At 71.0% G+C, this 13,377-nt stretch carries 12 protein-coding genes; 5 read left to right on the forward strand and 7 right to left on the reverse strand.

The window, feature by feature from the left end:
- Positions 1-7: 7 nt before the first annotated feature.
- Genes ACGFIO_RS40355 through ACGFIO_RS40370 form a run of 4 tightly spaced genes read left to right on the forward strand, consistent with a single transcriptional unit; the run spans position 8 to position 3,923 of the window.
- Complete coding sequence (locus ACGFIO_RS40355) at positions 8-1,054, forward strand: sugar ABC transporter substrate-binding protein (RefSeq protein WP_392835566.1); 1,047 nt, start codon at positions 8-10, stop codon at positions 1,052-1,054.
- 6 nt (positions 1,055-1,060) lie between these two features.
- Positions 1,061-2,041, forward strand: a complete 981-nt coding sequence (locus tag ACGFIO_RS40360; RefSeq protein WP_392835568.1) for an ABC transporter permease — start codon at positions 1,061-1,063, stop codon at positions 2,039-2,041.
- Complete coding sequence (locus tag ACGFIO_RS40365; protein ID WP_392835571.1) at positions 2,038-2,814, forward strand: ATP-binding cassette domain-containing protein; 777 nt, start codon at positions 2,038-2,040, stop codon at positions 2,812-2,814. The genes ACGFIO_RS40360 and ACGFIO_RS40365 overlap by 4 nt, the downstream gene beginning before the upstream one ends.
- Positions 2,815-2,873: 59 nt before the next feature.
- Positions 2,874-3,923 (forward strand): LacI family DNA-binding transcriptional regulator, encoded by a 1,050-nt coding sequence (locus ACGFIO_RS40370; protein ID WP_392835572.1) that lies wholly within the window; start codon positions 2,874-2,876, stop codon positions 3,921-3,923.
- On the opposite strand, the gene ACGFIO_RS40375 is transcribed toward ACGFIO_RS40370, so the two are convergent.
- The 6 genes from ACGFIO_RS40375 to ACGFIO_RS40400 are packed head-to-tail and all read right to left on the reverse strand — an operon-like array spanning position 3,890 to position 10,617.
- Complete coding sequence (locus ACGFIO_RS40375) at positions 3,890-4,432, reverse strand: cupin domain-containing protein (RefSeq protein ID WP_392835575.1); 543 nt, start codon at positions 4,430-4,432, stop codon at positions 3,890-3,892. The genes ACGFIO_RS40370 and ACGFIO_RS40375 overlap by 34 nt on opposite strands.
- A 36-nt stretch (positions 4,433-4,468) precedes the next feature.
- Positions 4,469-6,073 carry a long-chain fatty acid--CoA ligase gene (locus ACGFIO_RS40380; RefSeq protein ID WP_392835653.1) on the reverse strand — a complete coding sequence of 535 codons (1,605 nt, stop codon included), beginning with the start codon at positions 6,071-6,073 and terminating at the stop codon, positions 4,469-4,471.
- Positions 6,073-7,080, reverse strand: coding sequence for an ABC transporter permease (locus ACGFIO_RS40385; protein WP_392835578.1), 1,008 nt, complete (start codon positions 7,078-7,080; stop codon positions 6,073-6,075). The genes ACGFIO_RS40380 and ACGFIO_RS40385 overlap by 1 nt, the downstream gene beginning before the upstream one ends.
- A complete protein-coding gene (locus ACGFIO_RS40390; protein WP_392835580.1) occupies positions 7,077-8,069 on the reverse strand; it encodes an ABC transporter permease in 993 nt (330 codons plus the stop codon). Before ACGFIO_RS40390 ends, ACGFIO_RS40385 begins: the two co-directional genes overlap by 4 nt.
- Entirely contained in the window at positions 8,066-9,595 is a 1,530-nt protein-coding gene (locus ACGFIO_RS40395; RefSeq protein ID WP_392835581.1) for a sugar ABC transporter ATP-binding protein, read from the reverse strand. The genes ACGFIO_RS40390 and ACGFIO_RS40395 overlap by 4 nt, the downstream gene beginning before the upstream one ends.
- Positions 9,592-10,617, reverse strand: a complete 1,026-nt coding sequence (locus ACGFIO_RS40400) for a sugar ABC transporter substrate-binding protein (protein ID WP_392835584.1) — start codon at positions 10,615-10,617, stop codon at positions 9,592-9,594. Before ACGFIO_RS40400 ends, ACGFIO_RS40395 begins: the two co-directional genes overlap by 4 nt.
- Before the next feature lie 127 nt (positions 10,618-10,744).
- Here ACGFIO_RS40400 and ACGFIO_RS40405 point away from each other — a divergent pair, with 127 nt between their 5' ends.
- Positions 10,745-12,520 (forward strand): helix-turn-helix domain-containing protein, encoded by a 1,776-nt coding sequence (locus ACGFIO_RS40405; protein WP_392835586.1) that lies wholly within the window; start codon positions 10,745-10,747, stop codon positions 12,518-12,520.
- A gap of 86 nt (positions 12,521-12,606) precedes the next feature.
- Here ACGFIO_RS40405 and ACGFIO_RS40410 read toward each other — a convergent pair whose 3' ends face one another.
- A complete protein-coding gene (locus tag ACGFIO_RS40410; protein WP_392835589.1) occupies positions 12,607-13,371 on the reverse strand; it encodes a sulfite exporter TauE/SafE family protein in 765 nt (254 codons plus the stop codon).
- Positions 13,372-13,377 lie beyond the last annotated feature (6 nt).

The following is a 13,377-nucleotide window of genomic DNA, read 5'->3' on the forward strand; positions in this document are numbered from 1 at the left end:
ACTCGACATGCCCGGCTTACGCCGCACCCTCGCCATCGGAACGATCCTCACCCTGACCGCCTTCAGCGCCGCCTGCGCCAACGACGCCGCATCCTCCGGCGACGGCGGGCAGGTGGTCGGACTGATCACCAAGACCGACACCAACCCGTTCTTCGTCAAGATGAAGCAGGGCGCCCAGCAGGCGGCGGGCCCGCGCGGCGTGACCCTGCAGACGTTCGCCGGCAAGCAGGACGGCGACAACGAGGCCCAGGTCCAGGCGATCGAAAGCCTGATGTCGGCCGGCGCCAAGGGTTTCCTCATCACACCGAACGACTCCAAGGCGATCGTCCCGACCATCGACAAGGCGCGGCAGCAGGGCCTGCTCGTGATCGCCCTGGACACGCCGACCGACCCGCCCAGCGCGGTCGACGCCACCTTCGCCACCGACAACTACCAGGCCGGAAAGCTCATCGGGCAGTGGGCCAAGGCGAAGTTCGCCAAGGACGGCAAGCCGGCGAAGATCGCCCTGCTGGACGACAACGCCAACCAGACCTCGGTCGACGTCAAGCGGGATCAGGGCTTCCTGGACGGCTTCGGCATCCCGGTCGGCGACCCGGACCGGATCGGCGACGAACACGATCCGCGGATCTCCGGACACGACGTCACCAACGGCAACGAGGACGGCGGCCGTACGGCGATGGAGAACCTGCTGCAGAAGGACCCGTCGATCAACCTCGTCTACACCATCAACGAGCCCGCCGCGGCCGGCGCCTACCAGGCGCTGTCGGCGGCCGGCAAGGAGAAGCAGGTCACCATCGTGTCCATCGACGGCGGGTGCCCGGGCGTCGGCAACGTCACCAAGAAGGTCATCGGGGCCACCTCGATGCAGTTCCCGCTCAAGATGGCCGAACTCGGCGTCGACGCCGTCGCGCGGTTCGCCCAGGACGGCACCAAACCGCGGGCCGGCGACGGTAAGGACTTCGTGGACACCGGCGCCCAGCTGGTCACCGACGACCCGCAGACCGGGGTGGAATCCAAGGATTCCGCCTGGGGCAAGCAGAACTGCTGGGGCTGACCGGCCATGGCCACCACCACCCGGGCCCGCATCCAGCACGTCCTGCACGGCAACCCCGTGCTCGGTCCGCTGGCCGTGCTGGTCGTCGCGATCGTCGCGTTCTCGATCGTCAACCCGCGCTTCTTCTCCGCCGCCAACCTGTCCCTGGTCGTGGCCCAGGTGACGGTCATCGCCGTCCTGGCGCTCGGCCAGACGCTGATCATCCTGACCGCCGGCATCGACCTGTCCACCGGCGCGATCGCCGTGTTCTCGTCCATCCTGAGCGCCGGCATCGCACTGAAGACCGGCCTGCCGGGTCTCCTCGCGCTGGCCCTCGGCCTGCTGAGTGGCGTGCTCATGGGGGCGGTGAACGGGTTCCTGGTCACCCGGATCAAGCTCCCGCCGTTCATCGTCACGCTCGGCACCCTGACCATCTTCTTCTCGCTGAACGCGGTGGTCAGCAACAGCGAGACGGTACGCGGATCCGACCTGCCGGCCCTGATGACCTGGACTGGCACGGCGATCCCGATCGGCTCCTTCCGGCTGACCTACGGCTCGATCATCATGCTGGTGCTGTTCGCGTTCGTCTTCCACGCGCTGCGCTCGACGGCCTGGGGCCGGCACGTCTACGCGGCCGGAGACGACGCCGAGGCGGCCCGGCTGGCCGGGATCCGCATTTCCCGGGTGCTCTTCTCGGCGTACACCGTCGCCGGTCTGCTCTATGCCGTCGGCGGCTGGATCCTCGTCGGACGGCTGGCCTCGGCCAGCCCGAACGTCGGCACCGACTACAACCTCGACTCCATCACCGCCGTGGTGCTCGGCGGGGCCAGCCTGTTCGGCGGCCGGGGGAGTGTGCTCGGCACCCTGATCGGTGCGCTGATCGTCGGCGTGTTCCGCAACGGCCTGCAGCTGGCCGGCGTCGAGGTGGTCTGGCAGGGCTTCGCGATCGGGCTGCTGGTGCTGGTCGCGGTCTCGCTCGACCAGTGGATCAGGAAGGTGAAGGCATGACGACCACACCGGTTCTGCAGGCCCGTGGACTTACCAAGCGGTACGGCCGGGTCGTCGCCCTGGACGGCAGCGACCTCGAGCTCCGGCCGGGGGAGATCCTGGCCGTGATCGGCGACAACGGCGCCGGCAAGTCCAGCCTCATCCAGGCCCTCTCCGGCGCCGTCGTCCCGGACAGCGGTGAGATCCGGCTCGACGGGCGGCCGGTCCAGTTCCGGACGCCGATGGACGCCCGCGCGGCCGGCATCGAGACCGTTCACCAGACCCTCGCGGTCGCCCCCGGCCTCGACATCGCCGACAACCTCTTCCTCGGCCGGGAGGTGCGCAAGCCCGGGCTGGCCGGCACCGTGTTCCGGATGCTCGACAAACGCCGCATGCGCGCCGAGGCCCGGCGTCACATGAGCGACCTCGGCATCACCACCCTGCAGAACATCGGCCAGGCGGTCGAGTCGCTCTCCGGCGGTCAGCGCCAAGCCGTCGCGGTGGCGCGGTCGGCGGCCTTCGGCAGCCGGGTGGTGATCCTCGACGAGCCCACCGCGGCGCTCGGCGTCAAGGAGGGCAACCGGGTGTTGCGGCTCATCCTCCAGGTCCGCGACCGCGGCCTGCCGGTCATCCTGATCAGCCACAACATGCCGCACGTGTTCGAGGTCGCGGACCGCATCCACATCCAGCGGCTGGGCCGGCGGATCGCGGTGATCGACCCGCGCGAGTTCTCGATGGCGGACGCGGTCGCGATCATGACCGGTGCGCAGGAACCCCCGCCGGTGCGGCCGTGACCCGGCCCGACGTGAACGCCTGACGCGGGTCGCGCCGCCGGCTGGGATACGGTGAGGCCATGCCAGGTACGGGTCGGCGCCGCCAGGTGTCGATGGCGCACATCGCCGAGCGCGCCGGTGTCTCGATCACCACCGTCTCGCACGTCATCAACAAGACCCGGCCGGTACGGCCGGAGACCGAGCAGGCGGTACTGACCGCCATCGCCGAGGCCGGCTACGTGCCCGACGCGGTGGTCCGCTCCCAGCGGACCGCCGGGTCCCAGACGATCGGCCTGGCGATGTCGGCCATCTCCAACACCTACTTCGGTGACGTCGTGCACGGCATCGAGCAGGCCGCGGCCACCGCCGGCTATTCCCTGCTGCTCACCGACACCCACGACGAGGTCGCCGGCGAGCTGCGGGCCGTGTCGGACCTGCTGAGCCGGCACGTCGAGGCGATCATCCTGGCGCCGTCGGCCGACCCCGCCGCCGCTCTGCAGCACGCCCGCAAGCGTGGCGTACCCGTCGTGGTCATCGACCGGCTCATCGACGACGAGGTCGACCAGGTCGGCTCGGAAAATCGCGGCCCGACGGCCGACCTGGTCACGCACCTCGCCGGCCTCGGGCACCGCCGCATCGCCATGATCGGCGGCCGCTCCGGGCTGAGCACGTCCGACGAGCGCCTGGCCGGCTACCGCGACGGGCTCGAGCGGAGCAACCTGCCGTACGCGCCGGAACTCGTCCGGTCCGGTGATTCGCAGGACGAGCCGGCCCGGCAGGCCCTGCACGCCCTGATGGCCCGGCCCGAGCCACCCACCGGCGTGGTCGTCGGCAACAACCGGATGACCATCGGGGCCATGCGCGCCGTCCGGGAACTGGGCCTCCGCGTCCCGGACGACCTGGCCCTGGTCGCCTTCGACGACTTCGAATGGGCCGACCTGTTCCATCCCCGGTTGACCGTCATCGCCCAGCCCACCCAGCCCCTGGGGGCGCAGGCCCTGCGGTTGGTCATGTCCCGGCTGGCCGACCCGGCTCTGCCGCCCCGGCGGCTGGTCATGAAACCGGCGTTCGTGCACCGCGACTCGTGCGGTTGCGGTCAGCCGGCTCGTACGGCTCCGATCTGCACGTAACACATCAGGGCCGGCCGGTCGCTCTTGTTCTCCCAGCGGTGCCGGGTGCCGAGCTGGATCACGCAGGTGCCGGGGGTCAGCGTCTTCTCCACACCGTCGTCGAGTTCGAGGCAGAGCTCACCCTCGAGGCAGATCGCATAGTCGATGGTGTCGGTGGTGTGCATGCCGTCGCCGTCGTCCTCGAACGGGTCCATCAGCCCGGGCAGTTTCTCCGCGACCTCGCTCTCGATCACGGCCGGGTCGGCCACCGGCTCGGGTTCCGACGAGCGCGGGCCCCACCGCAGGAACAGGGCCCGGCTGCCGCCGACACCGGGGAAGTACGGCCGCAGAACCGGCGCCGCGTCCTTGTCGCCGACCTCGGGAACTCCGTCGGCGGTTCCCCACAGCAGAAAGAAGTCGGATCCCGGCAGGAGCCGCACGGACACCGGGTCGGGCGCTCGGTCCTCGACGAAGATCGCATGCCCCTCGGGGCTGTGGCCGGTGACGATCAGGCGGGGCTCGATGGGCATGATGTCTCCTCAGCGAAAGGCGGAAGCGGGAACGGTCTAGTCGGCGAATCGGCGGCGCAGCGTCTGTTTCGACCATTTGCCGGTGGCGGTTTTCGGAATCTCGTTCATCAACTCGATGCGCTCGGGAATCCACCACGACGCGACGCGATCGCGCAGGTGCTCCCGGACGTCGTCCGCCGTGAGGTTAACCCCGGCGGCGGGGACGACGCAGGCCATCGGGCGTTCCCCCCACCGCGGGTCGCTGACGCCGATCACGGCCGCCTCCTTGACCCTCGGGTCGGACATGACGGCGTTCTCGAGCGCGACCGAGGAGATCCATTCGCCGCCGGATTTCACCAGGTCTTTCGTACGGTCGACAATGCGCAGATATCCCCATTGGTCGATGGTCGCCACATCGCCGGTGCGCAGCCAGCCGTCCGCGGTGAAGGAGTCCGAGCCGTTGTCCGCGCCGAAGTACGCGCTCGCGATGGTCGCCCCGGCCGTCTGCAGTTCCCCCGGGGAGCGTCCGTCGCGGGGCTGCTCGACACCGTCGTCGGAGACGACCCGGATCTCGGTCAGCGGCACCGCCGGCCCCGGAGTCCCGATCAGCCGCCGGCGCTCCTCGGCGTCGAGACCGTCGTGGTGGGTCGCGAGGCGGGCGGTGGTGACGACCGGGCTGGTCTCGGTCATGCCCCACGCGTTGGTCAGGGGTATGCCCACGATCTTCTCGTACGTGCTGGACAGCGCGTCGTCGACGGCGCCGCCACCGCAGGCGATGTGGCGCAGGCGGCTGAGGTCGTGGCCGGGCAGGGCCGGGATCAGGTCGCGCCAGACCGTGGCCACGGCGGCGCTGAACGTCGCCCCGTACCGGGACAGCAGGGTGACCAGTTCCTCCGCGTCCTTGATCGGGCCGGGGAGCAGCAGGTCGGCGCCGCACTGCATGGCGGCGTACGGAAGACCCCAGGCGTTGACGTGGAACATGGGCACGATCGGCGCGACCACGTCCCGTTCGCTGAGCGCGAAGACGTCGGCGCCGAGCAGGAGCAGGCTGTGCAGGACGACGGACCGGTGACTGTAGAGGACGCCCTTGGGGTTGCCGGTCGTCCCCGAGGTGTAGCACAGCGACGCGGCCGCGTTCTCGTCGTCGACAGTGTTCTCGAACGGCCCGTCGTCCTGCGCGCTCAGCAGCTCCTCGTAGTCGAGGATCCGCGGGTCGTCGGGCAGCGGCATGTCGCCGCCGTCGTCCATGACGACGATGTGCCGGACGGTCCGGAACGACGGGACCAGCGGCCAGATCACCGGCAGGATGCTCCGGTCGATGAACAGCACGTCGTCGGCGGCGTCGTTGACGATGAAGCTGATCTGGCCGTGGTGGAGCCGGTGGTTGACGGTGTGCAGGATCCGGCCCGAGCTCGGGATCCCGATGTACAGCTCGACGTGCCGCTGGCTGTTCCAGGCGAACGTGCCGACGCACGCCCCGGGCGGCACGTTCAGGCTGGTCAGGGCGCGTGCCAGTTTGCGTACGCGCGGAGCGACCTCGCGCCACGTGGCCACCGTCTCGCCGGCGCCGCCGGTGATGACCCGCTTGTGCCCGAAGTTGGTCTCGGCCCGGGACAGCAGCGTCGGAATGGTCAGCTGGCGATCCTGCATCAAACCGCGCATCACGACAGTTCCCTCTTCATGGTTGGGGGTTGTTCCCGCACCAGGCGGGTCCGCTGCTGCGCCAGCGCCCGGTGCAGGTCGGGGGCGTCGATGACGACGATGATCCCGAGCAGGCCGGCGAAGAAGAGTTGGGTGACGTAGACCGGCAGGGCGGCGACGGTCACGATCTCGGCCAGCAGCGCGACCGCCATGATCCCGCCGAGCAGCCCGATCGGGTTGCCCCGGCCGCCGGCCAGCGATACCCCGCCGAGCAGGGCGGCCGCGGCCGCCACGATCAGCGGCTGGACGCCGGGGTCGGGATTGGCCGATCCGAGACTGAAACTGAGCAGCGAACCGCCGAGCGCGGACAGCATGCCGGAGACCACGAAGGTCCCGACGACGAGGCGGTCGACGGGGACCCCGGCGACCCGGCCGGCCCGCCGGTCGCCGCCGATCGCCCGCAGCTCGCGACCCCAGCGGGTGCCGGACAGCACGACCGCGGCCACGACGAAGAACGCCAGGGTGATCAGGCTGCGCGGGGAGAAGAAGCCGAGCACGGTCTGGTCGACCCAGAGCGTCACCGAGGCGTTGGCGTACGTCTTGGTCAGCCCGCCGGACAGCGCGCTGGTCAGGCCGAGCAGCGTGATGTACGTGGCCAGGGTGACCGGCATCGACGGCAGCTTGAACCCCGCGATCACCCCGCCCTGCACCAGGCCGATGACCGCCCCGGCGGCCAGTGCGGCGAGCAGGCCGTAATACCAGTGCTCCTGCCCGACCTGCACGGTCAGCATCCCGCCGAGCGCGTAGGTCCCGACCACGGACAGGTCGAACTCGCCCGCGATCATCGTCAGTCCCAGGGCGAGCGCGAGCAGGCCGAGGCGGGCGAAGATCTGCAAGGTGTTGTAGACGTCGAACGGGGCGATCACGGCATCCGTGTACGCCGGGATCAACGCGAACGCGACGACGGTGATGCCGATCGAGGCCAGGGGCAGCAGCGCCTCGGGCCGGCGCAGCGAACGCGGCTTCACGCGTCCCTCCCCTTGGCCCGCAGGTGTACGCCGACGACGACGAGCAGGACGATGAGTCCCTTGACCATGATCTGAACTCCGGTGGAGTAGCCGCGCAGCAGCAGGATGTCCGACACCGCGGCGATCAGGACGGCGCCGGCCAGGGTGCGCAGGGCCGAGCCGCGACCGCCCGAGATAGGTGTGCCGCCGGCCAGCACCGCGGCGATGGCGTCGAAGGTCAGTGTGCCGCCCAGGTTGACGTTGGCCGAGGTGTTGAAGGCGGCCATGAACGCCGCCGTCACCGCGAACAGGGCACCCGCCCCGAGCCAGGCCACCGTGGTCACCCGCCCCACCGGCAGGCCCGCGGCCCGGGCGGCCCGGCGGTTCTCGCCGATCAGATAGAGCGTGCGGCCGAAGGACGTCCGGCGCAGCAGCCACTCCAGGAGCACAGCCAGCGCGACCAGCGCGTAGACGCTGAGCGCCACGCCGCCCGGTGTCGCGTTGAGCCGGTCGTACCCGGTGCCGGTGGGTGAGACCGTCTCGCCGCCGCTGATCCCGGTGGCCAGGCCGGCGATGGCGAAGCTGGTCGCGATGGTCAGCAGCACCGGGTTGGCCGCGGCGTACCCGACGACGGCGCCCTGCAGGCCGGTGATCAGGGTCCCGCACACGACGGCGAGGATCAGCGCCGGGATCAGCCCGGTGGACTGGGCCGACAGGAAGATCATGGCGATCGCCGCGACGCTGGGCGAGATGGCCAGCGACACCGCGGACCCGCCGATCGTGATCAGCGTCAGCCCGAGCGCCGCGATGCCGACCAGGCTGGCCGACGTGATGATCGCCTTGGCGTTGGCCACTGTCACGAAGCGGTGGGTGGACAGGGCCACGACGGTCGCGGCCAGTACGAGCAGGGCGACGACCACGGCGATGACGATGTCGGCGCGTGACCGCCGCCGGCCCCGCTCGGACGCCGCCGCCTCCGGACGCGCCGGCGCGGACAGAAGGTTGTTCATGGTCGTTCCTCCGTCAGGGTCGCGGTCGTGCCGCCGGCCGCGCCGTGGGTCATCTCCCGTAGGAGGGCGGTCTCGGCCAGGTCGCCCTCGTGGCGGCGTACCGTCTCGCCCTTGTGCATGGTGACCACGACGTCGGCCAGGTCGCGCAGTTCCTCGAGCTCGGTCGAGCTGAACAGCACGGCCAGGCCGCGCCCGGCGGCGTCGCGGAGCAGGGCGTGGATCGCCGCCCGTCCGCCCACGTCGACCCCGCGGGTCGGATCGTCGAGCAACAGCACCCGCACGTCGTCCCGGCCGAGGCAGCGCCCGACGAACACCTTCTGCTGGTTGCCCCCGCTCAACGAGCCCACGGCCTGGCCGGACCGCTTCCGGTCGAGACCGCACAGTTCGACGAGTACGCCCAGCGCGGCCGACCATCGCCGAGGGTCGATCACGCCGAACCGGGTGACCCGCGGCAGGCGCGTGGCCAGCAGGTTCCAGCTGATCGGCTGGCCCAGGAACAGGCCCTCGGACTTGCGGTCGCCGGAGACGAACGCGATGCCGGCCCGGATCGCGGCGGCCGGGTGGCCGGGCCGGACCGCTGTTCCGTCGACGGTGAGCCGTGCGGTGGCCGCGGGCACCAGCCCGGCGATCGCTCGCAGCACGTCGGAGGCGCCGGAGCCGAGTTGCCCGGCCAGGGCGTACACCCGGCCCGCCCGCAGTTCGAGGCCGAAGTCGCTGACCCGGCCGGGCACCGTCAGCCCGCGGACGGCCAGGACCGTGGCGCCGTCGTCGTCGCCGGTGCGGCCGCCGGCCGACCGGTGCGGTGCCTCCCCGAGCATCTGGACGATCAGCGCGTCGAGCGTCAGGTCGGCGACCGGCGTGGTGGCCACCACGGCGCCGTCGCGCATCACTGTGACCCGGTCGCACAGGTCGAGCACCTCACCGAGCCGGTGCGAGACGAACAGGACGGCGCAGCCGGCGGCGGCCACGGCCCGGACCGCGGCGTACACGTAGGCGCTCTCGACGTCGCTGAGCGTGGCCGTGGGCTCGTCGAGGATGACCAGCCGCGCGTCCTGGCCGAGGGCCCGCGCGATCTCGATCAGCTGGCGTTCGCCGATGCTCAGGTCACCGAGCGGTTGATCGAGGCCGACGTGAGTCAGGCCGACGCGGTCGAGCAGGGTCCGCAGCCGGCGCCCGGAGGCGCGCCGCCGGTTGATCCAGTGCGCCCGCAGGTCGCCGAGCATCAGGTTGTCGGCCACCGTGAGCGCGGGTACGACGCTGAGCTCCTGGTCGACCAGGGCCACCCCGGTGCGCTGGGCGGCCTGCCGGCTCCGCAGGTCGACCACCGCGCCGCCGATCAGGATCGCGCCCTCGTCCGGTGCCTCCTGCCCGGACAGCATCTTGACGACGGTGCTCTTGCCGGCGCCGTTGTGCCCGCACAGCGCGTGGATCTCGCCCGCGGTGATGCTGAACGAGGCGTCGCGGACGGCCCGGGTACGGCCGAAGCTCTTGGCCAGGCGGTCGATCCGGACCATTTCCGTACTCATGCTTTGCTGCACTGTTCCGCGTACTGGTCGACGTTGTCCTTGGTCACCCGCTCTTCCTTGACCAGCTCTTTGGCCTGGGGCTTCTGGCTGCCGAAGTAGCGGATGACGTAGTCGGCAGTCTGTTCGGCGATCGTGCCCGGGTCCTCGGTGGCGGTTCCGTAGAGGGTGCCGGCCTTGATGGCGTCGATGCCGACCTTGAAGCAGTTGCTGCCGGTGACGATGACGCCGTCCTTGCCGGCCACCGCGCAGCCCGCCTGCTTGGCCGCGGCGACGATCGGGAGGGCCTGGTAGTCGGCCATGCCGTAGGCGCCCTGGATGCCGGCGCAGCCGTACTTGGCGAACAGCTGGGTGGCGATCCGGCCGGAGAGCGTCGGATCCCAGTTGCCGTCCTGCACGTCGACGACCTTGAACTCGGGCGTCTTGGCCAGTTCGGCGTCGAAGCCCTTCATCCGGTCCTGGGCGGCGAACCCGGACTTGGTGCCGGTGATCGCGATGATGCTGCCGGACGTCCGGCCCTGTGCCTTCATCCCCTCGACCAGGTTCTGGGCCGCCGCCGTGCCGAGCGCTTCGCTGTCCGAGAGGACCTGCATGACCTCGCCGTCGACGGACGGGTCGGGCCGGCCGTCGTAGACCAGCACCGGGATCTGGGCCTGCTTGGCCTTCTTGATCGGCACCACCATCGACGAGGTGTCCAGCAGGGCGGCCACGATCAGGTCGGGGCGGTTGGAGATGGCCTGGTTGAAGTTGGTCACGGCGGTGCCGGGGTCCATGGTGGTGAGGTCCACGACCTTGGCCCCCTGGGCTTCCAGCTTGGGGATGAACACGCCGTTGAAGTAGGCGCCCCACGGGTTGTCTTTCCCGTACCCCACGAAGTCGATGGTCTTGCCCTTGAGCCCGCCGCCGGCGGACGCGGTGGTGTCGCCGCCGGACGAACCACCCCCGCATGCGGCGGTGAGGAACAGGAGGGCCGCCATGAGTACGGCCGGAGCTCGGCGAGGGTGCGTGACATGGGCACTGATCATGAGAGAACTCCCGTTTTGCGCCGTTCTTGTGACCCGTGTCACATGAGATATGTGACGAACTGTAGGAGCGCCCCGGGGTCCGGGTGAGGGAAGATCACCACACTGTTTGAGGTGGTGAGGTGGACTTATGTTCCACGAAGCGTCGGAACTCCGGACGTCGAGCCCCGACCTGGCGTCCTACCGCTGGCGGCGGGAACGAGAGCTCAGTTCGCTGTACGCGACCGCCAGGTCACTGACCGCGCTGGGGGAGCTCGACTCGGTCCTCGACTCGATCGTCCGCGCCGCGCATGAGCTGATCGGCACCGACTTCACCTACCTGTCGCTGCTGACGCCCGAGGGTGAACTGACGCTCAAGGCGTCCGAGGGCACCATCTCGCCGTCGTTCAACCAGGCCAGCGTGCCCGCCGGCACCGGCGTCGGCGGCCGCGTCATCGCCACCGGCGCGCCGGCCTGGGTCAGCAACTATCTGAAGACCCGCGACGTGCCGCACGACCGGGCCTTCGACGACCTCGTAGTGCCCGAAGGGATGGTCGCGCTGCTGGGCGTCCCGCTGCTGGTGGGCGAGGAGGTCATCGGGGTCCTGTTCGCGGCCGACCGCACCGAGCGTCCCTTCGAGAACGACGAGGTGGCGCTGCTGAGCGCGTTCGCCGACCACGCGGCGATCGCCCTCAACAACGCGCGACTGTACGACGAGAGCCGCTCGGCCCTGAAACAGCTGCAGTCCGCGGTGGCCATGATGGAACGGGCCCAGTCCGTCCACGAGTCGCTGGCCACCGTGGTGCTCAAGGGCGGCGGCGCCGGCGAGATCGCCCGGCTGCTGGTCGACCACCTGCACGGCGAGGTGACCGTCTTCGACCGGGGCGGCGCGGTCACCGCCCGGTGCTCGCCCGGCCCGGCGTCCGGGCCACCACCGGACCGGTCGCGACCGGAAGTGGTCGAGCAGGCGCGCCGGTCCGGACGCTGGGCGACCACATCGGACAGCGCCGGCCAGTGGCACAGCGCGGCCGCGATCCAGGCCGGTGACACGCATCTGGGCGCGCTGCTGCTGACCCGGGCCGAGGAGCCAACCCCGGTCGACATCCGTACGCTGGAACGAGCCGCCCAGATCATGGGCCTGCTCATCCTCAAGGAGACCGCGATCGCCGAGGCGGAGGAGCGGGTCAGCGGCGAGCTGCTCACCGAGCTGCTGGTCAGCCTGCCACCGGCCGGTCCGGCGGCGCGGGCCCGGGCCCACGCCCGGGGCGTCGACATCGACTCGCTCAACGTCATCGTCGTCGTGCAGTCCGAGACCAGGCCGGCGTCCGAGGTCAGCCGGCGGCTGCACGCCATGTCACCGGAGTGGCAGGGGCTGGCCGGCGAACACCTGGGCCGCGCCACGCTGCTGGCCGCCGCCCCGGACGCCGCCGGGCTGGCCGGTGCGGTGCACGGCCGCCTGAGCCGGGAACTCGGGTCACCGGTCCGGGTCGTCGCCGAACCCGTGCCCGACGGCAACTGGCGCGCGGCATTCGAGATCGCCGGCCGGTGCTGCGACCTGATGCTCAGCCTGGGCGTGACCGACAGCGGCTCGACGACCGAGCCGTACGCCATGTTCGCCCTGCTCTTCGACACCGACCGGGCACCCGACCTGGACCGCTTCCTCACCGCCGCGCTGGCCCCGCTGCTCGCCTACGACCAGCGCCGATCGACCCAGCTGGTGGCCACGTTGACGGCCTACTTCGCCAACTCGGCCAACCTCACCCGCACCGCGAGCACCCTGCACGTGCACCTGAACACCCTGCTCAAACGCCTCGACCGGGTGGAGAGCATCCTGGGCCCGGCCTGGCGCGACCCCGACCGGGCCCTGCAGCTGCAGGTGGCGCTCCGCCTGCACGAGCTGCGCGGCCGGATCGACCGGCCGACCTGACCGCCGGGCCGCCCGTCGACGTGTGCGGTCAGTTCGTGCCGGGCGGTGGGTACGCCGGCTGCGCGGGCCCGGCCCCGCGCCGGCCGTCAGACGAACGCCCGGCCCAGCAGGATCAGCCCGATCGTGGTGCCGAAGGCGACGATGAGCGCCTTGAGAATGTGGCCGGGCAGGCGCGCGGCCAGCAGCGCCCCGGCATAGCCCCCGGCCACCGTCGCGGGGGCGAGGATCAGCACGGCCGGCCAGTGGACCGGGCCGAAGAGGCTGAAGGCGAGGAGCGTGACGAGCCCGACCGTCACGGTCAGGACGTTCTTGAGGGCGTTGATCCGGTTGAGCGGCTCGTCCAGGACCAGGGCCAGCGCGGCCACGTACATCACGCCCAGCGCGGCGCCGAAGTAGCCGCCGTACACCGCGCCGACGAAGACGACCACCTGCAGGGCGACGGCCCGGCGGCGCGGACCGAAGGCCTGCGGATGGCCGACCAGCCCGCGCAGCCGCTGCTGGAAGTAGAGCGTCGCGGTCGCACCGAGAACCAGGACCGGCACGATCAGCTCGAACGCACGGGCCGGCGTGTGCAGCAACAGGGCGCAGCCGCCGGCCGAACCGGCGACACAGGCGGGCAGCAGCGCCGGTACGCGGCGCCACTGCCCGGCCAGGTCGGCCCGGCTGCCCAGCGCACCGGCGACGTAGCCGGGGAAGACCGAGACGGAGTTCGTGACGTTCGCCTCGACCGAGGACAGCCCGGTCAGGATCAGACCGGGGAACGTGATCAGCGAGCCGCCCCCGGCCAGTGCGTTGATGCCGCCGGCGACGACACCGGCCAGGATCAGCAGCAACGTGTGCCCCAGGTCCATCCGGTG

The sequence above is a fragment of the Actinoplanes sp. NPDC049265 genome (assembly GCF_043197135.1).
Taxonomy (GTDB): Bacteria; Actinomycetota; Actinomycetes; order Mycobacteriales; family Micromonosporaceae; genus Actinoplanes.